The following is a 22,433-nucleotide window of genomic DNA, read 5'->3' as shown; positions in this document are numbered from 1 at the left end:
GAACGAATGGATCAAAGAAAAACAATCGATGAAGTTTTCTTACTTAGGAGCTTGGCCTGTCTAGGCATAGTCTTCTTGCACGCCTTTGCGAGATCGTTCTTAGAAACGAACAGTGTTGTTAATTCCCTGAATTTATTATTTACTTTTGCAACGCCTACATTTGTTTTTATTTCAATCTTTATTCTAGCTCGGTCTTATCCCAATCAGCTGCCAACCTATTTCTGGGGGAAACGAGTGAAATATGTCCTTTTCCCTTATCTATTGTTTGGAACGTTTTACGCTGGATCGAAAGGGTTGGAACTTGCTCTAAGTAGCTCTGAAATGTCCTTTGCTAGTGCGTTTTTCCAATTCTGGTGGAAACACCTTTTACTGGGCGATTACCATGGATATTTTATATTGATTATTCTTCAATTCTATTTCCTTTATTATTTCTTCCATTCTCGATTAAAAGAGTGGAGTCCTAAAATCGTACTTCCTATAACCTTTATCATTACTAGTGCTTATTTAGGTTTCTTTAATTTTGTTCCAGCAATTCAAACACCTATTGGTGAATACATTTGGGACAAATTCTATTGGATCCCCTTTCTAGGTTGGCTGTTTTATTTCGCTCTAGCTTATTATTGTGGAAGAAATTATTCGGAGTTTGTCTCATTACTTAAGACCCACTCAAAGCTAGTTCTTATTGGACCAATTCTAACAGGAAGTCTTTGTGTTTTTCTTTATCACTATGATGTTTTCGGAAAAATATCATCAAAGCAGGTCGACATTCTCTTCTTTACTACGAGTATGATTTTCTTTATCTACTATATCGGAATGAGTGTTCGAAGAGTCCCAGATTTCTTTGTTTATATAAGCCAATACTCTTTTGGAATCTATTTGTTTCATCCATTATTTATGGCTTTCATTTATATTGGTCTAAGCTTACTGCCACTCTCTATTCCTCCACTTCTTCAAGTAGTTGTCTATGCCTTTATCAGCGTAGTTCTCTCAATCATTGCGACATACATCATGAATCAAATTCCGCTAGGACACTATTTTTGCGGAAAAATTGGAATGGGACGTAAGAAGGACTCTAAACCCAATGAAACGGAGTCTGTCGTTATGCCACATCGAAGTGTAGCAAATAAAACCTGAGTGTTATGGGAGGAAGACATCAAATAGGAAGGTGAAGATGTGGAATGATTGGAGATAATCTTAGAAAGTATCGAAAGGCTAGCGGATTGAGTTTAAGTGAATTAGCAGAGCGATCAAATGTTTCAAAGTCTTATTTGAATAGTCTTGAGAGAAACATTAAACATAATCCCTCCATTAACTTAGTAACACGTATTGCCAAAGAATTGAATACAAATATCCACAACATCCTTGGTACGGAAGAAACAAACACTAATCAACAAGAAGATTCTGGTTGGGAGAAATTTATTGAAGAAGCAGAACGTGCTGGGATTGAAGGGAGAAATTTGAGCGATTATAAGGAGTTGATTTCTTTTATTAAGTGGAAGAAAGAACAGGGTGTTAAAGAGAAGGGATAGCAAAATGGTTTAAATAAACGGTTTGATTTACTCTACCGTGCGATGTTTTGGAATATCTATTGCTAACAAGGGGGCGGGCATAAAGTGGCTATATTGGTGACCGGTGGTGCAGGGTATATAGGAAGTCATACATGTGTACAGCTAATTAGTCAGGGATATAAGGTAGTAGTTGTCGACAACCTTTCAAATAGCAATATTGAATCGTTAAATCGTGTTCGCGAACTAACCGATACAGAAATCCCTTTTTATAAAATTGATTTATTAGATCGGAAGTCGCTTGAAAAGGTATTCGAAGAACATCATATAAATGCTGTTATTCATTTTGCGGGATTAAAAGCGGTTGGAGAATCCGTTTCAAGGCCACTAAATTACTATTACAATAATGTAGCTGGAACCTTTGTTTTATGTGAAGTAATGGAAAAGTACAACATTAGAAAAGTTGTCTTTAGTTCCTCGGCAACAGTGTATGGTAATCCTAAAACTGTCCCTATTACAGAAGAAGAACCTTTGTGTGCAACAAATCCCTATGGTCAAACTAAGCTTATGATCGAACAGGTTTTTCGTACTCTATACGAATGTGATGCTCGTTGGAGCGTAGCACTCCTTCGTTACTTTAACCCAATTGGTGCTCATATAAGCGGCAGAATTGGTGAAGACCCAACCGGTCTCCCCAACAACTTAATGCCATATATCAGTCAGGTTGCTATTGGTAAGCTTGAGCAACTTAAGGTGTTTGGAGATGATTATGAAACTGTTGATGGCACAGGTGTAAGAGATTATATTCACGTGATGGATTTGGCCAATGGTCATATAAAAGCTCTTGAATATTTGTTTGGTACAACAGGAGTTGAAGCTTTTAACTTAGGTACCGGAAACGGTTATAGCGTACTTCAAATGGTAAAAGCGTTTGAAGAAGCTACTGGTAAAAAAGTGAAGTATTCAATTGCGCCCCGTCGTCCTGGAGATATTGGAGAATGCTATGCTGACTCAACCAAAGCAAAAAAAGAACTTGGTTGGGTGGCTGAAAAGGGAATTGAAGAAATGTGCCGTGATACATGGCGTTGGCAGTTAAGTAATCCAAATGGATATAAGCTTGATCAGGTACATACCTGATCAAGCTTTTTTTTCTGTATATGATCCCTTTTATACAAAGACTGGCAAAAATATCGAAAAAGAAACCCTTGATCAAACGTTTGTTCAATAAATTTTTATTAAATATGTCGTCTCTTAAATTATATGGTTGTTAATCAGGCTGACAATAAGATAACTATTTTATGGAAGAATATACATTTTATCACTTTCAGGCTAAAACTTCCTTATTTGATACCGATATACTAGTGAGAGGAAATTATATGGAAAATAGTAGTTCGAAAGACTCCGTTATATTTTCTGAATCTATGATTGTGAAAGGAGAAAGAGAAACTCTTTATTAGTTTGTTGAATAAGTAGCAAAGGAGGAAAAATGGATTGAATTTTTGTATCGAGTGTGGGAAAGCACTTAATGAAAAGAATACGTTTTGTATAGAGTGTGGCTCACCTCAAGGAAAAAAGAAAGACCATACTCAACAGTCAGTAGAAGTGAAGGAGGTGCCAAGAAAGCCACTTTCACACAAAAAGAAAATTAGTTTACTCGCAAGTGGTATCACGGTTGCCTGTTTAATTATTGCCCATTTTGTCATTACGTCAATTACTGACCCTATGAATAAAGTAAAGGAAATGGATCGAGCAATCAGCGAGGGAGAGACGGAAGCTTTCTTTGAAGAGGTTAATCTTGATCAATCCGCACTTATTAATAAAGATCATTATTTACAGTATATAAAAGAATCTGGTTGGGAAGATATCCGTGTTCAGCTTGTTGCGATGGAAGATGCTGATTACGCATTTGATACGACCATAAGAGATAACTACGGAAACCAGGTTTTTATTGTGAAGAAAAAGGCCTTCGTTCCTGGGTTTTACTATACATATGATTTTGATGCAATCCCGAGTGATGTGGTTGTAAGTAGTAATGTTGAACAGACTACTATCACCATAGGCAAGAAAACCAGTAATGCCAAAGAGGTCGGTGAAGAAATCTCTTTTGGAAAAGCTTATCCAGGTAAATTTGATGTAATTGGGACGGCTAGTAATTCTTTCGGAGAATTCACTTATGAGGATACGGTTGATTTAAAAACACAAGGGAATGAACCTATCTCTATACCTGTAGAATTTACTGGGTTCATGCTTTCTTATAATACGAATGTGCCTGAATCTACATTGTTTATCAACGGAAAAAGCACAAAGAAAACACTCTCTGAGTTTGATGCACTTGGCCCTTTTCCAGACGATAAAGATGTTGTGATGCATGCTGAGTGGAAAGATAGCGAAGGTAAGGTTCATAAAACAGATGAAATGAGTCAGTTTGATGATAACTGGGGTGCGCTAGAGTTTGAATTCGCTGTAAATGATGATGCTGTTGTTGCCTCGACCTTAGAAGAACCAGACAAAGCAGACGCGGTAGAAAATAGTGAAACGGCTGAAGATCATGTCTTGAATTTTCGTCAAGCTTACGAAGAGGCGTTAAACTCTCGAGATTATAGTATCATCTCTCCTTTTTTACTTAATAACAGTACAGCAGACAAAGAACTAAAGAAATATATAGGTGATTTACAGGACAAAGGGTATTCATATGAGTTTACTGATAATACGGTAACGGATACGGAAAATCTCGGAGAAAATATGTTCTCAGTTTCTACAAACGAGGTATTCGTTTTTACCAACCACCTTAATGAACAAATTCATTATGATCGGGAGAAAACTTACTATTTAAGTAAAGAAGAAGATGGATTTAAAATTACTAAGATTGATATTAAAGATACAGATCGAAATGATCTTTAAAAACAAAATAAAGGAATGGTGACAGGATGAATTGTTCAAATTGTGGAGCTGTATACGAAGAAAATGCTAAGTTTTGTGGTGGTTGTGGAGGTCAGCTGAATACAAACAACGCGAATGAAGCGGCTCAGTTAAATCAACAACAAGTGACTCAGCAAATGACGGCTGCAACTGTTAGCACTACTGGTACGGCAAACAACGAATACCTTGAAAAAGGAAAACAAATCAGCAAGAACTTTTTCTCTTTTGCACTAGAAGCCTTTAAAGGTCCGATGGTTGCTAGTCACAAGGTTACAGATTCCGATAAGTTAAACGGAATCATTTCTCTACTATTATATGCGTTTTTGCTTCCTTTCTTTTCATATTTAACGACTAAGAACTTAACGAATCAAGTTAATAACGAATTCTTTCCTGCAGCTTCTATTCCAGTTCCATTTGGAGCGACCGTAATTCAACCATTCTTTTATATACTAATTTTCCTCGCAGTGTTTACGGCAGTTAATTTTGGTGTTGCAAAATTAATGAGAGTGGATCTGTCGTTTACAAATGTGATGACTCGGTTTGGTGTATTTGTTGTTATTCCAGCTACTCTCTTATTTCTTGCAGTTTTGTTCGCTTTCATTTCTGCTAATTTCCTTAGTGCGCTATTCTTCTTTATTGGACTTGGCCTCTTCACTGTCTCTAGTACATCTCTTCTATTTTCCTTAAAAGAGAAGTCAAGTGGCGGATTAGATGTTTATTACGGATTAATCATTACGAATGTGGTGATGTTCATTTTCTTTGTAATAGTAGTCATGACTGTACTGGATAGAATTATCAACGAAATGGGTAGCATGCTTCCCTTCGGATTCTAGTAAAGACATGGATCAGTAGTTTACATGATTGTTACTCAGCCTACTTAGTAATTCTGTTATTAAGTAGGCGTTTTTGTTAATGATGAAATTCTTTGGAAGGGGAAAGAACATGAAGTTTTGTACATCCTGTGGTACAGAAGTTGAGCAGTCAAAGACGTTTTGCATTCATTGTGGAGCAAAACTAGACGGTGAAAAAAGTACTGAGAACAAAGCAAGAAAAGCGTCTAGGCCAAAAAAGAAGAAGGTCATGCTCGGTAGTCTTCTAGCTTTTATCATAGTAGGGTTTATTCTTTTTAGAGTGGGAGCCTCGTACACAGACAAGTATAACCAGCTATCCAAATTTGAAGAGTATCTTAATAATGGAAACGTAAAGGGGTTAGTCACTCTTCTTGACTCTCCAGATCAATCTCTCAAAGTTACCGAAAATAACGCTGAAAGTTTAGTATCGTATTACAACGAAAACCCTTCTGAGAAAGAGAGCTTGATTACAAGTTTACGAGAAGCTGTCTCACAGAATAGTCTGTCTCTGCAACCCAGTGCCCAAGCTTCAGAGGATAGTGGTCAATTAATATGGTTAGTACAGAACGGCAAGAAATTTTTCGTATATGATAATTACGATTTTGTGCTACAGCCATTCCCTCTTTTAATCGATTCTAATTATGAAGAGGTAAACTATCTCGTAGACGGGAAGAAAGTGTCGTCTGAGGTTACAGAAAATGGATTGGTGAATCTAGGGACATTCTTACCAGGATATTATGAAGTAGAAGGAAACCTATCTTCAGATTTAGTTGACTTGACTAAGAAGGTAAAAGTGGACCATTTTGATCGAAACAACTACTCTGATTTTACATTTGATGTGGAATCGACTGTTGTAGAAACGAATGTTGAAAGCGGTACAGTATTGATCGATGGAAAAAACACTGACATCTCAATTTCAAATGGAAAACAAGTCGAAGTGGGTCCTGTCATTCTCGATGGATCGATGACTGCCCAAGTTGAAGTAGAGACACCTTTTGGAAAGGTGAAAAGTGAAGATGTATCGATCGATGACTCTTATATTAATGTCGTTGTGACGCTGTCAGATGAACAAAAAGAAAAAGCAGCTCAGAGTTTAAAACAGCATGTAACAAATTATTCGAAGGCCCTTATCAATAGAGAAATCGAACATCTTAGAGACAACGCTACAAATGTTTCTGACTATACCTTTTCTAGTTTTGAAAGCTTGTTAGGCCCCGGCACAAACTACGCTGGCTATGTAACCGATGCACAAGTAGATTGGGAAACCTTTTATCTAGAAGAAACCGATGGCGAATGGAAACTTGAAGTGGGTCTATTGGAAAAGTGGAATGAGAGCTACGACTACAATGGCGATGCTTCTGCATTATCGGAATCACTACATTCGAACTTATATACCTTAACGTACGAAAAAGGTAAGTGGGATGTGGTTAAGTGGAACTCCTATGATGAAAGTAGCGGTAACTTGAAAGCACTCGGGATGGATGTGAAAGAACAGAAGAAGCTGTTTGATTCATCTAGCGCTTTAAAATCATCCACTAAAACACAACCAGAATCCAACACAGGTAATGCCAATACAGATTTGATTATAGGGTTCGTTCAAAATTACGTAGCAACATATGTAAAAGCGATTAACTGGGGGGATTTTTCAATCGTTTCCAACCAGATTGACCCCTCAGCGACAGATTATCAAAATGAAGTTTCTGACTATATCGATTACCTAGCCGAAAAGGGTATGACGGAAGAAGTTATTAATGTTGAAGTTGATTCCGTAGAAGCTATTGGAGATAACAAATATAGAATTTCTACGGTCGAAAAATATAAAATTTTCTATGAGAACGGCTCCGCAAAATACAAATCCTATAGTTCTAGTTATGAAGTTAGAAATACTTCTGATGGTTTGAAGATGGTTAAGCTTTTGAAGACTAAAGAGGTGGATAGTAGGGATTTTTGATATGATCTGTCATTAGTGTCTAATCTACATTTCGTTTATGAGAACCTCTTGACCAACTATTGGTTATGGAAATTATAAGCTCTATTAAAATATCAATTACTAGTGTTTTTACCCTGATAAACACTAGGGTGGGCGAAAGTGACATTTACACTAACAAGAGTGATTATTGAGCATATGCCTTCTTCGGTGATGTATTAAAAATAACCAAATCTGTAAGTGCTCGTTTATTGAATCGTGTATTGAAAATCAATACACGACTTTTTGTGGACTCTAAATATTGTTGTTGTGATATGAACTAAGGGACGATGAAAGAATTCGCTAACTAAAAACAGAAATATGTTAAATACTCTAAAGAATACTCAGATATTAGTGTTGCTATAGTAAAAAAATTACACAGAAATAAGGTGGACAAAACGATGTTTAAGAAGTTGTTTAAAGGTTGTTTAACTATATTTTTTACTTTGTTTTTCTTAAGTTTCTTATTGATTCGTTTTCCAGAATTTATTGTGAAGAAAGCTATCTTGGAACCAAAAGTTGAAGAAGTTACTGCGGATTTGGTGAGTTACATTGAGATAAATGACAGGGCATTAACTGAAGAGTACATAATAAACTACATTAATAATAAAAAGGAAAGTGGTTATATAAAAACAGATCAGGAACTAAGTCTGAATTACGTACAGGCGGCAAATGACAAACGATACAAACTAAGGGTTACGCTATCTGGTGGATCATATTTTAACGACTTTGTAACCGGTGGATATGTTGTTAGTGAGCTTCAAGGCTCTAGGTACAGTGTTCCCCGTTCAACAATTTATAGGACATCTCAATTCAATGAAAAAATGAAAAGTACTGATTTGACGTCAGTGAAAGCTGATAATGGAAATGAATTATATCAAAGAATGTGTGCCTCGTGCCATGGAGGCCAGTTAGAAGGTAGTGTAGGTCCTAATTTGACTAACCTAAAAAGTAGTGAGACATATGAAAGTATATATAACTTCCTTATTAACGAGGAACTACATAGTGATTTGATTAGTGAAGAGGAAACAAGTTTAATCGCTGAATGGTTAATCGGTTATCAATAGAGTTAGCAAATAACATCACTTAAGTAACCGAGAACTTTACATTGATTCTGTCTGGTTAAAAGCTTTGTTTCAACAGATTTTCTAGGGGAGTTGAATCATGTTATATCATTCTGTATTAAATATTCTAGGTGAGCTAACCATGTATTCGTCATTTTGAGATGGGAGCTTTTAATAACCATAAGAATCATATGTAACGTTCTTACTGATTTTTTAGTAGAGATGCGTTATATGATACGGAATATAACTTATTTTTTACTTATTGTAATATATTTTTGACAATATTTCGTAAATATATTACATTATTAGTAAGTTAAGAAATGAGGTATGAATATGAAGAAAAAAGGTACGCTGCAAAATCGACTTCATGTATTAAGGGCTGAACACAAAATGTCTCAAGGAGATCTTGCCAAGAAAGTTGGTGTCAGTCGTCAAACCATCTCTTCATTAGAAGCAAACCGCTACAACCCTTCGTTATTATTAGCGTTTGAGTTAGCGAGAGTTTTAGAAACGAACATGTTAGAAATATTTACTTATGAACATGAAGAAGAAATGAAATAAATGCCTAGCATGATGTCATACTAGGCATTTTCTTACAAGTTATCCGCAATATTTTAGAGAAAGTGTTACCCCTACACCAACTGTAGTTACTGCACAGAAACCAGAACTTGCAATTGTAGTTGTGGGAGTGGTTTCTGGCTGAACATCTCCAGCACCTTGTACGTCCATCATCTCTTGTTCTGATAGTTCATTAAATGCCTGTCCTGCTGGATGTATAAAAGTAGAATGAGTACGAAGTTCCGGATTTTTCCATGATCTAATGATATCTGTTTTATTCATTTTTGGTTCCCCCTTAACATTTTTTGATGCTGTATGAAATTGTAATTCCAGCTGTAAGTCCACCCACACAAGGTGCTGAACTTGTAGAAATAGTAATAGTTGGTGATGTTTCAGTTTGCACATCTCCAGCCCCTTGAATGTTCATCATTTCATCCTTTGTCAATTCTCCGAATGCTTGACCAGCAGGATGGATCGTTGATTGAGAACGCAATTCAGGGTTTTTCCAAGCCAAAATTGTTTTTTCGTTTTGCATTGTAATTCCTCCTCTTAATGTGTGATACAAGAAAAGCTTACCACGTGGTTTTTTGTGGAAAAACATACATCTTTAGGAAGTTATGTAATATATTTTTGACAATGTGTAATAAATATATTACAATGCTTGTAGATAGCTTACCGAGTTAATACTCGCCTAATTTATTTCTCCACTAAACGTATAAAGCTTAGCATGGGGGGGGTTTAAGGAAAACGTTCATTCTTATGAATGGTTATAACGTATCTTATAAAGACACATTAATTTCTATAGAACAATATAAGGAGGAATAGTATGTTATCTACATTGAGCACGATTGCAACCTTTATGTTAGTTATTGCAGTTTTCTATTTTGGTAGCTTTGTAGCAACAGAAGGAAAGGACGAGAGAGGACAACAAATACTTGGGAAAGCAAGTATCTGGACATACATACTTGTCACGGTAGGCTTTGTAGGAACGGTTATTATTGAAGCTGTGTTCTCGTTGTCTGTTGAAGATCTAATACAAGTTTTAACGATTATGTATGGTTTGTTGGCTTCCGTTCATTCATTACTTATTTTCACGTTTAAAAAACAATATTAAGCAAAAGGGATGGGTTAATGTGGGATTGGAACTTCGTAACATCTCAAAGACGTTTGGAGATTTTGTAGCAGTCGAAAACTTAAATGTTCAAGTGAAAGAGAATCGCATTCTAGGAATGATTGGGCAGAACGGAGCAGGTAAAACGACTACTTTTCGAATGATTTTGGGCTTATTAACTCCTGATGCTGGAGAAATGGTTTGGGGTGGAAGAAAAACAACTCACATTCATTCAAATGCAGTAGGATATCTTCCGGAAGAGCGTGGTCTCTACCCTGAAATGTCATTAGAAGAGCAGCTACTTTTCTTTGGTCAACTTAGAGGTAAAAAGAAAAAAGAGCTTATGCCGCATATTCATTCCTGGTTAGCCCGTTTACAGTTAGATGAAAAAGCAAAACAAAAAGTAAAAACGCTTTCGAAAGGAAATCAGCAGAAATTACAGCTAATAAGCACAGTTCTACATAACCCTCAAATTGTCATTTTAGATGAACCTTTCAGCGGCCTCGATCCGGTTAATGCAGAAGCTTTAAAAGAAATTGTGTTGGAATTAAAAGAGATGGGGACTACTGTTATTTTTTCTAGTCATCGTATGGAGCATGTCGAGGAAATGTGTGATGATATTTGTTTACTAAAAGATGGGAAAGCAATACTGCAAGGTGACATTCTAGAAGTGAAGGAACAGTTTGGTGTTAAGAAAATCGTTCTACGTTCTAATCATACGATGAATGAATTAAAAGAACTGCCCTTTGTTACATCAGTAAAAAGGGAGTTTGATAAAACGTATGTTTATATCAAGAGCGAACATGACGTAAAGAAGGTGTTTAACTATGTTACGAAAGATGGTTTTATTCCAACCTTCAGCGCTGAAACACCTACTTTAAATGAGATTTTTAAAATGAAGGTGGGTGGACTTAGTGCATAAATTTTGGGTGCTGGTTGGCCAAACTTATAAAAGTAAAATTAAATCCAAAACCTTCTTCTGGTCTACGATCTTAACGATTATGGCTCTGTTTGGTGGCGTAATGTTACCTGGATTACTTACAGAAATTAAAGAAGAAACATCGCTAACTTCGCTTGCGCTTGTTAATGCGACCCCAGAAGTTGAACAATCTCTAAAAGATAATTTGAAAGGGATTTCGATAAAAGATGTTCAATCCAAAAAGGAAGCTGAAACTTTATTATATGAAGATACAGTAAGTGGTTATCTTGCGTTAGACGTTGGAGGAAATGAATTAGTTACAAAAGAACCAGTCAACCAACAAGATATGCAGTCTGTTGCCAAAGCGTTGCAATTGACGAAGTTACAGCGAACCTCTGATGCATTAAGCATATCTGATGAAAAACTTCAGGAACTCGTTACACCTGTTTCTTTGAAGACAGATACTTTTCATGGATCTGATAAAGCGCTATCCGAAAAAGAACGAAAAGCAGCAGAGAATATTGCGATCGGGTTATTATTCGTATTGTATATGTTTGTCATGTTATATGGAACGATGATCGCATCAGAGATTGCTAAAGAAAAAGGCTCTAGAATTATGGAAGTTATCATCTCTAGTTCTTCAGCTACATCACACTTCTTTGGAAAATTAGTAGGAGTATTATTTATTAGCATAACCCAGCTAAGTGTTTTTGGTATTATCGGATTTATTATCATTACATACTTCGGGTCAGATACAGTAAGGGGAGTTGTTACTGAAACAGTTCAGAGTGTATCTATTAGTGTTTGGCTCTATGCAATCCTACTAGGAATCTTAGGGTATTTGTTTTATGGTGTTTTAGCAGCTTTTGTTGGATCACTAGTTTCAAAGGTGGAAGACATCAATCAATTCATGGCGCCAATCTCATATCTCTTAATGTTCTCATTAGTTGGTGCGTTAATCGGTATAAACTCTCCATCGTCGATCTTGATTACAATAGGGTCTTATATTCCATTTTTCGCTCCAATGTTCATGTTCATTCGTATTAGCTTTTTAGAAATACCCTTGATTGAAATCATTTTCTCACTATCAATACTCATCGCATCCATTGGAATATTAATGAGCTTTTGTGTACATTTTTATAAAGGTAGCGTATTACTATACAGCAATCAACCTCTTTACAAATCTATGAAAAGCGCCTGGAAACTAGCAGGTGAAAATAATCGAACATAACGACCTAGCCTGCATCTCGAATGCAGGCTTTTTTATTTTGAACATGAATAAGTGAATAATATTTTCCTGTAAATTCCTATTTTAACCTGCAAAAACTGTAAATTTTTGAGATAATAACAGTGGTTTTACAAACAATTTGAACAAATTTAATGCTTATAAGGGCGTTATATCCCTGAAAACAACCGATTTATTCAACTTAGAAATGAAGGTGGTTAGGCTATGTGGGGAGAAAAAGTACACTATTATAGGAAAAAAAGGGGGTTAACACAAAGCGACTTGGCTCATGGTATATGTTCCGTTTCTTATCTTAGTAAAGTTGAACATAATAGTATTGAACCTTCTCAGACTATCATTATCCCTTTATGCGAGCGATTAAACATTCAATATGATGATCACCAGACGATTGAAGAAGTTAATGAATTATTAATGTCTCTATATAACGATATTATTGAGAAAAATATAGATGAGGTAGAGAAAGCCTTTGAATCCCTCAATACTCAAATGAAGTGGATTCACGAACCAGATATAATAGCTTGGTTTAACTTGTTATGTGCTAGATATTCCATGTTAAAGAAAGATTTAGAAACTGCTTCTGAACACCTCCATCTAGTTGAAAAGACAGTAGATCGGCTTAGAGATGATCGAAAATATTATTTCAATAGTTTTAAGGGACTTTACTATTACCTCAAGGGTCATTTTATTGAGGGACTTGACTACTACATTGCTGCAGATAAGCTAAGAAAAGAGCTCAATATTGAGGAACCAAATTTTATTTATCAATTAGCCATTATATATAGTCGCACTAATCAAAATTCAAAAGCGATCAGTACTGCGTTAGAAGCTCTAAGGAAATTCAATGATATGAGTGCTTATTCAAAAAGCGTCGATTGCTTAATTCTTCTTGGTATCAATTATAATCGCATAGGAAATAGAGAAGATGCTAAGTCTTATTTTCATAAAGCATTAAAAGCATCCAAGCATTTAATCAATAAGGACAAATTTCTCATCAAAATCTACCATAACTTGGGCTATGTTTACTCACTCGAAGACTCTTCCTTAGAAGCCATCACAAATTACGAGAGAAGCTTGAAATTAGCTGATCAACAATGTAATGTTCCGACATTATACTTGTTAGCAAAGGAGTATTATCGCATTGATCAATTTGAGAGTGCTCTAAGTCAGCTACATAAAGCGCAAGAGTGTATGACTAATGAGGATATTACCTACTCATTAAAATTATCAATCTTATCGTTGAAGCTAAAAGAACAACACGAAACGGTAGAATATGAACATTATTTAATCAAGGCACTATCTCATTTCCAGGAGAAAAATGATGTCGTAAACTTGCACGAGATTTATATTGAACTTGGGAATTATTATTCAAAAAAATTCTCATATAAGAAATCGAGTGAATATTATCGAAAAGCACTCGAACTCGATCACAAAATAATGAAAAGAGGTACTTTATTATGAAAAAATTAATTTATACTGTCGCAATAACTTCTACTATTTTTGGGGGAACATTATTAGGAGGAGCACAAGATACTCAAGCGAGTGCTACTTCATCTTCGACTATTATTGTGAAGCCAGCAGCAGACGAATTGTATCCGGATCCGACTCCGCCGATCCCTTTTCCATTTGATGAATTATATCCAGATCCTCTTCCTGCTTTAGACGAGCTTTATCCAGACCCAATTATTATTGAATTACCTTAATTTGATTTTCTTTTCTAAGTGAATCTCATATTTTAAAACAGTTCTTTCATTCGAAAGAGCTGTTTTTTTTATGAAAATTTGAATGATAGAAAGAAAAATACAAGAATAAAACGGAAAAATCCTCTATTTTTTCTCAATACCAAAACTTTACAACATGATTTAGGATGAGAACTAAGCACTACGAACTAAAACTTAAGATTTGAGTGGGAACCAATTCGTTACACGTAGGTAAACACAGCTAGGACATATTTAATGCGTTGATCACTACTTTCATTGGAATTTATTTCATTTAGAAAAGGAGAATTGTAATGGCCTTATCATCGGTAGCAACAAAACTAAGCAAACGAGAAAGAGAAATTGCCTCCATGGTTTCGAGGGGGTTAACGAACAAAGAAATTGCTTATACCTTACATATTAGTCAGCGTCGTGTGGGAGAAATTGTTTCTAATATTAAACGAAAATGGTCCATTGAATCTCGAGTTGAAATAGGGGTTATTTCTTATCATTTAAAGATCATAGAAATTTCCTATTTTCCAATGGAAAGTACTGACTAGGAGGATGCTATGAGAAAAACTGTCCCTTACATTGAGCAAATGGAACATAGCGAATGTGGAATAGCCTGTTTGGCTATGGTGCTCAGCTATTTCGGTCACCATATATCGCTATCTGATTTACGGGAAGAGTATGGTGTTCCGAAAGGTGGCTTTTCGGTCTTCCACTTATCAGAAGTAGCGAAAGAAAAAGGGTTAGAAACAAAAGCATTCAAGGTCGATTATAAAAAGCTTGAAGAAGATGAAATCCTTCCTGCTATTTTATTTTGGGAACGAAAGCATTTTGTTGTGTTAGAAAAATACAAAAAAGGTCGCTATTATATCGTTGATCCTGCTGTAGGACGTTACAAGTTATCAGAAGAGGAATTTGAAGAACGTTTTTCTCAAATCGTACTGTTATCTAAGCCTTCTGAAAAATTCGAGAAGAAAAAGAAATTAAATCCATATGTGTTTTTATTGTCCTATGCGTTTAAAAAACCAAGACTTCTTGTAAGCATCTTGTTAGTTTCATTGTTATTGCAGGGATTGGGTATATCTTTACCGTTGTTAACCAAATGGGTGACTGACAATGTACTTGTAACAAAAGATGTTACAAATCTCAACACGCTTGGGGTTGTGATCCTCTTTATCCTGGTTGGTTATAAACTGTTAAGTTTTGCGCGAGGTTTTTTCATCGCCAAACTCCAAACTGCAATGGATAATCAGATGATGTCGCATTTTATGCACCATCTGTATCGTCTTCCTTATCAGTTTTTTGAGAACAGATCTAATGGTGAACTAATATTTAGAGCCAATTCAAACGTGTATATTAGACAAATCCTATCAACTAGACTGATTACGTTCGTAATCGACGGTATCATGTTATTTTCTTATGCCATTCTTATGTTTAACATGTCTGCCATCTTGGGACTTGGAGTCGTTGGAATAGGCATACTGTTGTTTGCTCTTTTGATTTTGAGTACAAACATTACTCATCGTATTACGAGTAAGGATGTCACAAACCAAACGAAAGTCCAAAACATATTAGCTGAATCTATTAATGGTGTTTCTGATATCAAGGTGTTGGGATTAGAAGATCGTTTTTATAAGGAATGGAAAGAATCCTTTCGATTGCAGCTGAAGAGTTCAGAGAGAAGAAGTATCTGGACGACCACTTTAAATATATTACCTTCTACGATCCAATTTGGATTACCAATTTTTCTACTGTGGTGTGGCGGGTATCTCGTCGTGGATAATGCGATCAGTTTAGGGACGTTAGTCGCGTTCAGCACACTCGCACTTTCATTTATTGCACCTATCTCATCGTTAGGGTTAGGGTACACCGAGATTATTTCTTTAAAGTCGTATATCCAACGTCTATACGATGTGATTAAAAGTAAAGTAGAGAACCAATCGTTTGAGAAAGAAGAAACAAAATTAAAAGGGGAAGTTGCATTTCAAAATGTCTCATTTAAATACAGTCGCTTCTCTGAACCTATCTTAAAAGATATCTCATTTCATGTGAAACCTGGAGAAAAGATAGCGATTGTTGGAGATTCTGGATCAGGAAAAAGTACCATTGCAAAGCTTCTTCTGGGATTATACAAACCCTCTTCTGGAGGCATTTATTATGATCAGAAAAATATCGAAGAACATAACCTCCTCAATCTACGTAATCAAATAGGTACTGTATTGCAGGAAACAAAGCTTTTTAATAAGTCTGTAGTAGATAATATTTCCATGCAGCATCAAGAATTGGACGAGGAAACATTGATTTCTACTTGTCAAAGGGCTGATATCTTACAAGACATAATGACTTGTCCTTTAGGGTTCCAAACAACCGTTTCAGAAAAAGGTGTGAACTTTTCTGGGGGACAGCGTCAACGATTGGCTCTTGCAAGAGCTCTAATTAATGAGCCTTCTGTACTAGTTTTAGATGAAGCGACAAGCGCGCTCGACAATCTTTCAGAAGAAAAAATAGATGCGAGCATATCTGAGTTGAATTGTACGCGTATCATCATCGCACATCGATTAAGCACCATCATTAATGCGGATCGAATTTTGGTTTTGCGAGACGGAGAAATTGTAGAGGAAGGGAATCACGCAACGTTAATTAATCAATCTGGCTATTATGCACAACTTTATCATGCAAATAAGAAGGGAAACATAGAAGATGAAAAAATTTATGCCTAATCTTTTTAAGACGATGCTCTTGTTCTTTTTGTTAGTCGGTGGGATTTCCATAGGAGTAAACCAAACAGTTCAGGCGAAACAAATTGACTCAAACCAAGCCATATTAATTCTATCTGCCAATACGAAAGAGGCTTCTGATTTAAAAAAGGAGCTATCTAGTCTTGATTCAGAAGCTCAAATCGAAGAAATAGAAGAAATCAATCTAGTGAAGATCAAAGCTTCTTCTTCAGAAAGAAAGAAAATAATTGAAAGGCATTTTGTAGATAAATTTCAATTCAATACTGAAAACATTGGTGAGGAACAGAAAGTTCAGTTGCTGGACGCAACTCCAAATGCCTTTTCGTCTAGTAAAGCGATAGATTCCGAAATTAGTTTTTTGAGAGATTCTCAATGGGACGTAAATCAAGTTACACAAGATGGAAAGTCTTATGAATTACAAGCTGGAAACCATGGTGTAACGATTGGAATGATTGATAGTGGGATCGATTTTAACCATCCAGATTTATCAAAAAATATTGTAAGCTCTGGTAAGTCTTTTGTGCCTGGCATACAGGATACCCAGGATGTACTTGGACATGGCACGATGGTTGCAGGGTCTATTGCAGCAAACGGGACACAAAAGGGTGTAGGACCTGGACTGGGATTGATTCCTTACAAAGTCTTTCATAATGGTTCAGCTGACTCATCTTGGATCATAGATGCAATTATAGAAGCTGCAAATGATGGCGTAGATGTTATCAATTTAAGTTTAGGAACGTATAAATCACCTAAAAACAAGGAAGATCGAATCGTTATTAAAGCCTATGAAAAGGCTGTGAAATATGCAAAGAAAAGAGGGGTGTTCGTTGTGGCATCTGCTGGATCAAGTGGGTATGACATTACAAAGCCATTTGACCAAAACGAAGAACATCAAGATCTCATTCATTTGCCAGGAGGGATGAAAGGAGTCTTTACTGTTGCTGCCACTACAAAGGAAGCTACTCTAGCATCTTACTCCAATTTCGGTAGAAATGTAGATATGGGAGCACCAGGAGGGGACTACGGTATTAATTTCAAGGAAAATCAGGTGTTTGATATCGACTCGATGATCTTAACAACATACCCTGTTAACGCACCACAATCTCCTTTTGCTACTTATTTTGGTATTCCAAAAGGCTATGATTATAGTGCAGGATCAAGCTTGGCTTCACCAAAAGTAGCTGCTACAGCTGGGCTTATCATCGCTGAATACAGAGAGTTGCACGAAAAGAAACCGAATGTCCAAACTATTGAAAGGATTCTTGTAAAAGGAGCTAATCATAGTAACGAAAAGGAGCAGAAAGCTTTATTTAGGCACGGTATTTTAGACGTTTCTCATTCGCTTGAACTCCTTCAATATGACTGCGTTCATAAAGAGGTATGTTTTAGCTCCCCTAAAAATGATTTACAATTCAGATAAATTAAAAGAAAGGAGCGACAAGTGATGAGTAAAGAATTGATGATTCAAGCATGGAAGAACCCAGAACTACGCACAAATGCAATGGATCACCCAGCAGGTCAAGCTTATGGAGAGCTAACTGAGGAAGATATGATGAAAGTACAAGGAGCTGGTGATGTGCAACCAGAAACAACACCAACCCTGTCTAGTGCACCATGTGCTGGTTGGTTAACAGTAGGTGTAACAGTAACAATTTCTTATGCAAAGTGCTAATAACTCTATAGGAGGAATGCAAGATGAGTAAGGAAAAGACGATCCAAGCATGGAAAAATCCAGAAATGCGTTCTGTATCAATGAACCACCCAGCAGGTCAAGCATTTAGTGAACTCACTATTGAAGACATGATGACCATTCAAGGCGCAGGGGATGTACAACCAGAAACAACACCAACTACTGTTTCCAGTGGAGTATGTGTTGGATGGTTTACAGCTGGTGTCACAGTAACCATTTCATATGCAAAATGCTAACCGTTTCGTAATCGCAAGGCTAACTCATAAATAGAAAAATAATGATACAAGCAAGAAAAATCCAGAAAAGCGTACTGCATTACTGAATCATTCAACAGCCAAGCAATTAAAAACTGCAGCTTACAGTAGTCAAGTTATCTTAAGATAAATGGTTCAAGGGGTTGGCGATGTATTGATAAATGCTTTAACTCCTACGCTTAATTACTTCTATATACTATCGTACTTACAGATCGTGTAGTGTGCTATTACATATTCAATAAAGAATTGGTAATAACGGATTTTGCTACAGTTCAGTATGTATTTTCTTGATTAGGATACCTGTCCTTCGATGGACAGGTATCTATACATAAATTTAAAAAGGAGTTACAACAATGACGACAAAACATCGACTTCACCTTGATTCCAAGTTCGCAATGCATGCTTTATGGATTGAGGAACGACATGACGTTATTCAAAACAATTCAATTCAATTTGATAATACTGCAGCACTTTTAACTAAATGGAGAGACAAGAAGAACATAGTGACAGATGAAGCTTTCCAAATGAAATTAAACTACGATTGCTACACAGAAAAAGAATTTAGCTCTGCTACCGCACCGATACCGCAGGAAATGGAAACCTATTATCAGGAGAAGGTAGAAAAGAGTGAGTGGTTTAAAGTATTTAATGAGTCATTAGAGTTGTTGGAAAAAGAAGAAACACCAGATGATAGTAAGGATTGGTCACGATCTGTTAAACCATTGTTATTATGGGCTGTCCAAGAACTAAAACCTACATTTATGAGGTTGGATGATTTTCTAGAATCTGGGCCAGATATTCTAAGGAATTTACTTTTAAACCTTGCGAATGAATTAGTAACTTTCCTGAGTCGAAGTGCTGTTTTAGAATTACATATCTTCAAGTTAAACGAAGAATTAACAGGTGAAACTCCAGAAGAACGTTTTGAAAGTTTTATAGAAAAGCAATTTGCTGATTCTGATAAGCTACTTACTTTTTATGAGGAGTATATTACTCTCTGTCGTATAGTGACAACGAGAACGATTTTCTTTGTTAACAATATTAAAGAAATACTCAACCATTTTGAGGCGGACTATAATGAATTACAAGATGAGATGGGAATAGGAGATGCAAAGATTATTGCTTTAAAACCCGGTATGGGGGATACGCATCAAAAAGGTCACACGGTAATTCGTTTTGAATTCGATTCTGGTCAAACGGTGTTTTATAAGCCAAAGAATCTATTTGTAGCGCAATCTTACAACAATCTCATGCAATGGATAAATAATAAAAATGAGTTATTAGATATGCCTATATATAATATTATCTGTCGTGATACGTACAGTTGGGAATATAACATTGAGAAGAAAGAGTGTGTAACAGAAAAAGAAGTATCTAATTTTTATGAACGTTTCGGGCAAATCCTAGGGATTATGTATTGCCTTAAAGGTGGAGATTTTCACTACGAAAATCTAATTGCACAAGGAGAATACCCATATATTATCGACTTAGAAACGTTATTTCAGCAATCTCCTCCATTAAATTTTCCGGATTTTGCGAACATTAAAGCCAAAGATGCTCATGTAAACTCTGTGCTCTTCACGTCTCTTTTACCACAACGTTTTTACAGAGATTTAACTGATAAAGAAGGCATCGATTTAAGTGGTTTGAACGGAAAAGAGCAGAAATTACCATATCAAGTCATCTCTCCAAAGAACTTTTCAACTGACGAAATGGTTTATGACTATTCGGATGTTATGCTTACAAATAAAGATAACTTGCCTAAATTAGACGGCCAAGCTGTTTCTTTTCAACCTTATTTAAATGAAATCTTCCAAGGGTTTAAGAATTCAGCAATGTTTTTTGTTCAACATCGTGAGGAGCTTTTTAACCAAGGACTACTAACACAATTTAAAACGAACATCGTTCGTGTGATCTTACGTGCTACTCAGCGTTATGTGAATATGCTGACTGAGGGAACACACCCTGATTACACTCGGGATGCATTACATAGAGAGCATTTAATGGAAAACATGTGGTCTTACCCGTTTGTAACTAAGGAAGTGATTGGTCACGAAATAAATGACTTACTTCTTGGTGATATACCAGTCTTCTTTAATTATCCAGGTTCTAGAGATCTAGTTGATGGTGACGGAAATGTGGTTTCGAACTTCTTTGAAAAATCTTCTTATGAACTAGTAAAAGACCGTATCATGAACTTGAACGAAGATGAGATTCAAACTCAAATGTCGTGGCTTAAAGTTGCTTTAGGCGACTACGACATCGTCCAAGAAGAAAAATATTCTAACCTTAGGGTAGAGAATGATGTAAATCTTCTTGATTCATCGGTATTAATTGAAGAAGCTAAAATTATAGGTGATTCTTTACTAGAAAGCAGCATTTTATCCAAAAATGAAAAAACAATGACATGGCTTGATGTGACCATGGGACGTAACGATTCTTGGGCAATAGAACCTTTAGTTGCTGATTTTTATGATGGGCTCTCAGGGGTAGCGTTATTTTTCTATTACCTTCATGAGCAAACTGGAGAAATCAAATATAAAAAGGCTTTTGATAAAGTAAGTGAAAATATTAAAAGTGTACCAGATCTCGCAAATTTAATTTCTTCATATTATGGTAAAATTTCAGTCATACAATTAATCAGTCGTACCAACGATTCGATAGAGTTGCTTGATGAGTTATTAGAAGAGCTAGAAAACGGAATCGAGGACGTTGAACAGTATGATTATCTGTCTGGGGTAGCTGGAATTATCGATGCATTGCTCAAGTTAGTAGAATATGAGAATGATACAAGAATTCTAAACATCACTGATGAGTATGGAGAGAAGTTACTAACGATATTGAATGAAGAAAAAGAAAATCTTATTGGAGGCATGGCTCACGGGTCTGCAGGTATAAGCTATGTATTTTTCAAGCTTTATGACCGGTTTGCTAAAGAAAAGTATTATCAAGCAGCTGTTGATTTACTAGAACATGATCGTCATCACTATAGTGAACAACACTCTGCATGGATGGATGCTAGAAAAGATGAAGAAGTTTGTTTACACCAATGGTGTCATGGCAGTAGTGGAATTGGTTTAAGCCGTGCTCTTATGATGAACTATTACAAAGACGAAAAATTTGATGAAGAAATCAACGTGGCAACAGAAAATGTATTAAAGCAGGGAATTAAAACGGATGATGGAATTTGTCATGGTAATCTAGGGGATATGGAACTTTTCTTAACCCTTTATCAAAACACAAAAGATCCTAATTATTTGAAAATGGCTCACGGGATTACACAAAAAGTACTAGCACGAAAAAGTGAGAATTCGAATTATTCTCTAAGAGACATTCCGGGTTTTGATGCAGTGGGATTATTTACTGGAAAAGCAGGCGTTGGTTATCAATTACTTCGATTAGCAAACCCAGACTCAGTGCCATCTGTACAATATTAATACAATCTAAACTAAAATGCTCTAGCACTTTTTTGTGCTGGAGCATTTTATGGTTGAAATACTTAAAGAGATGAATAAATCATGAGTTAGATTCTTTTATCTTATTTTTGAGCGTTATAAAACATTCGTTGTATAGATGGTGTAGACTAGTAAATCCATATTGGTGACATGTGCAATGTCATTTAATTAGAAAGTGTTAAATGAGCATATTCAATACATTTAGGTGTTGAATTGGGAGGATAAATATTGAAACCATATTAAGAAGTAAGTATAAAACTCTATTGGACAGAATGTTTTATGGTCGTACTTGGTTTTACTATAATTGCTCTCCAGTAAACAAGAGTATTCAAATGAAACCGTGGTTGCGTTTTTTTCTAGGTTATTGTTGGAGCGAGAAAACTGCCTGCGAACTGTTCCCTTTGTCTCCCTAGTAAAACACCAAATGAGCTAACCAATTTACATTGATCGCTCA

At 36.0% G+C, this 22,433-nt stretch carries 21 protein-coding genes; 19 read left to right on the top strand and 2 right to left on the bottom strand.

The window, feature by feature from the left end:
* The first annotated feature begins 6 nt into the window (after positions 1 to 6).
* The 8 genes from LCM09_RS06990 to LCM09_RS06955 all read left to right on the top strand — a co-directional run bounded on the left by LCM09_RS06990 (position 7) and on the right by LCM09_RS06955 (position 8,866).
* On the top strand, positions 7 to 1,134 hold the full coding sequence (locus LCM09_RS06990; RefSeq protein ID WP_224879907.1) for an acyltransferase family protein: 1,128 nt from the start codon (positions 7 to 9) through the stop codon (positions 1,132 to 1,134).
* 44 nt (positions 1,135 to 1,178) lie between these two features.
* Positions 1,179 to 1,529 (top strand): helix-turn-helix domain-containing protein, encoded by a 351-nt coding sequence (locus tag LCM09_RS06985; RefSeq protein ID WP_224879905.1) that lies wholly within the window; start codon positions 1,179 to 1,181, stop codon positions 1,527 to 1,529.
* A gap of 84 nt (positions 1,530 to 1,613) precedes the next feature.
* Positions 1,614 to 2,642 (top strand): UDP-glucose 4-epimerase GalE, encoded by a 1,029-nt coding sequence (gene galE / locus LCM09_RS06980; protein ID WP_224879903.1) that lies wholly within the window; start codon positions 1,614 to 1,616, stop codon positions 2,640 to 2,642.
* 354 nt (positions 2,643 to 2,996) lie between these two features.
* The gene (locus LCM09_RS06975) at positions 2,997 to 4,406 is read left to right on the top strand and encodes a TcaA NTF2-like domain-containing protein (protein ID WP_224879901.1); all 1,410 of its coding nucleotides are present in this window, start codon (positions 2,997 to 2,999) and stop codon (positions 4,404 to 4,406) included.
* Positions 4,407 to 4,432: 26 nt separating this feature from the next.
* Positions 4,433 to 5,257 (top strand): zinc ribbon domain-containing protein, encoded by an 825-nt coding sequence (locus LCM09_RS06970; protein ID WP_224879899.1) that lies wholly within the window; start codon positions 4,433 to 4,435, stop codon positions 5,255 to 5,257.
* A gap of 109 nt (positions 5,258 to 5,366) precedes the next feature.
* Positions 5,367 to 7,226: a zinc ribbon domain-containing protein gene (locus tag LCM09_RS06965; protein ID WP_224879897.1), complete on the top strand. Its 1,860-nt coding sequence runs from the start codon at positions 5,367 to 5,369 to the stop codon at positions 7,224 to 7,226.
* A 416-nt stretch (positions 7,227 to 7,642) separates the two neighbouring features.
* Positions 7,643 to 8,308: a c-type cytochrome gene (locus LCM09_RS06960; RefSeq protein ID WP_224879895.1), complete on the top strand. Its 666-nt coding sequence runs from the start codon at positions 7,643 to 7,645 to the stop codon at positions 8,306 to 8,308.
* Between the two features lie 330 nt (positions 8,309 to 8,638).
* Complete coding sequence (locus LCM09_RS06955; protein ID WP_224879893.1) at positions 8,639 to 8,866, top strand: helix-turn-helix transcriptional regulator; 228 nt, start codon at positions 8,639 to 8,641, stop codon at positions 8,864 to 8,866.
* A gap of 39 nt (positions 8,867 to 8,905) precedes the next feature.
* Here LCM09_RS06955 and LCM09_RS06950 read toward each other — a convergent pair whose 3' ends face one another.
* Positions 8,906 to 9,145 (bottom strand): mersacidin family lantibiotic, encoded by a 240-nt coding sequence (locus tag LCM09_RS06950; protein ID WP_224879891.1) that lies wholly within the window; start codon positions 9,143 to 9,145, stop codon positions 8,906 to 8,908.
* 13 nt (positions 9,146 to 9,158) lie between these two features.
* Positions 9,159 to 9,398, bottom strand: a complete 240-nt coding sequence (locus LCM09_RS06945; RefSeq protein ID WP_224879889.1) for a mersacidin family lantibiotic — start codon at positions 9,396 to 9,398, stop codon at positions 9,159 to 9,161.
* 291 nt (positions 9,399 to 9,689) lie between these two features.
* Here LCM09_RS06945 and LCM09_RS06940 point away from each other — a divergent pair, with 291 nt between their 5' ends.
* From LCM09_RS06940 to LCM09_RS06890, 11 genes are all read left to right on the top strand, one after another.
* A complete protein-coding gene (locus LCM09_RS06940) occupies positions 9,690 to 9,977 on the top strand; it encodes a hypothetical protein (RefSeq protein ID WP_224879887.1) in 288 nt (95 codons plus the stop codon).
* Positions 9,978 to 9,996: 19 nt separating this feature from the next.
* Positions 9,997 to 10,896 carry an ABC transporter ATP-binding protein gene (locus LCM09_RS06935; RefSeq protein ID WP_224879884.1) on the top strand — a complete coding sequence of 300 codons (900 nt, stop codon included), beginning with the start codon at positions 9,997 to 9,999 and terminating at the stop codon, positions 10,894 to 10,896.
* Positions 10,889 to 12,124 (top strand): ABC transporter permease, encoded by a 1,236-nt coding sequence (locus LCM09_RS06930; RefSeq protein WP_224879882.1) that lies wholly within the window; start codon positions 10,889 to 10,891, stop codon positions 12,122 to 12,124. Before LCM09_RS06935 ends, LCM09_RS06930 begins: the two co-directional genes overlap by 8 nt.
* Positions 12,125 to 12,343: 219 nt before the next feature.
* The gene (locus tag LCM09_RS06925) at positions 12,344 to 13,597 is read left to right on the top strand and encodes a helix-turn-helix domain-containing protein (protein ID WP_224879881.1); all 1,254 of its coding nucleotides are present in this window, start codon (positions 12,344 to 12,346) and stop codon (positions 13,595 to 13,597) included.
* Complete coding sequence (locus LCM09_RS06920; RefSeq protein WP_224879879.1) at positions 13,594 to 13,839, top strand: hypothetical protein; 246 nt, start codon at positions 13,594 to 13,596, stop codon at positions 13,837 to 13,839. The genes LCM09_RS06925 and LCM09_RS06920 overlap by 4 nt, the downstream gene beginning before the upstream one ends.
* Before the next feature lie 308 nt (positions 13,840 to 14,147).
* Positions 14,148 to 14,393, top strand: a complete 246-nt coding sequence (locus LCM09_RS06915) for a response regulator transcription factor (protein ID WP_224879878.1) — start codon at positions 14,148 to 14,150, stop codon at positions 14,391 to 14,393.
* A gap of 9 nt (positions 14,394 to 14,402) precedes the next feature.
* Positions 14,403 to 16,562, top strand: a complete 2,160-nt coding sequence (locus LCM09_RS06910) for a peptidase domain-containing ABC transporter (RefSeq protein WP_224879876.1) — start codon at positions 14,403 to 14,405, stop codon at positions 16,560 to 16,562.
* On the top strand, positions 16,543 to 18,000 hold the full coding sequence (locus tag LCM09_RS06905) for a S8 family serine peptidase (RefSeq protein WP_224879874.1): 1,458 nt from the start codon (positions 16,543 to 16,545) through the stop codon (positions 17,998 to 18,000). The genes LCM09_RS06910 and LCM09_RS06905 overlap by 20 nt, the downstream gene beginning before the upstream one ends.
* Before the next feature lie 24 nt (positions 18,001 to 18,024).
* Positions 18,025 to 18,252 (top strand): mersacidin family lantibiotic, encoded by a 228-nt coding sequence (locus LCM09_RS06900; protein ID WP_224879872.1) that lies wholly within the window; start codon positions 18,025 to 18,027, stop codon positions 18,250 to 18,252.
* 23 nt (positions 18,253 to 18,275) lie between these two features.
* Positions 18,276 to 18,506: a mersacidin family lantibiotic gene (locus tag LCM09_RS06895; RefSeq protein WP_224879870.1), complete on the top strand. Its 231-nt coding sequence runs from the start codon at positions 18,276 to 18,278 to the stop codon at positions 18,504 to 18,506.
* A 371-nt stretch (positions 18,507 to 18,877) separates the two neighbouring features.
* Positions 18,878 to 21,961 carry a type 2 lanthipeptide synthetase LanM family protein gene (locus LCM09_RS06890; protein WP_224879868.1) on the top strand — a complete coding sequence of 1,028 codons (3,084 nt, stop codon included), beginning with the start codon at positions 18,878 to 18,880 and terminating at the stop codon, positions 21,959 to 21,961.
* The last annotated feature ends 472 nt before the right edge of the window (positions 21,962 to 22,433 follow it).

Source organism: Guptibacillus algicola, assembly GCF_020171805.1.
Lineage (GTDB): Bacteria > Bacillota > Bacilli > Bacillales > Guptibacillaceae > Guptibacillus > Guptibacillus algicola.
Note: the sequence above shows the minus strand (reverse complement) of the source record. Positions and strands in the feature narration are given on the sequence as shown.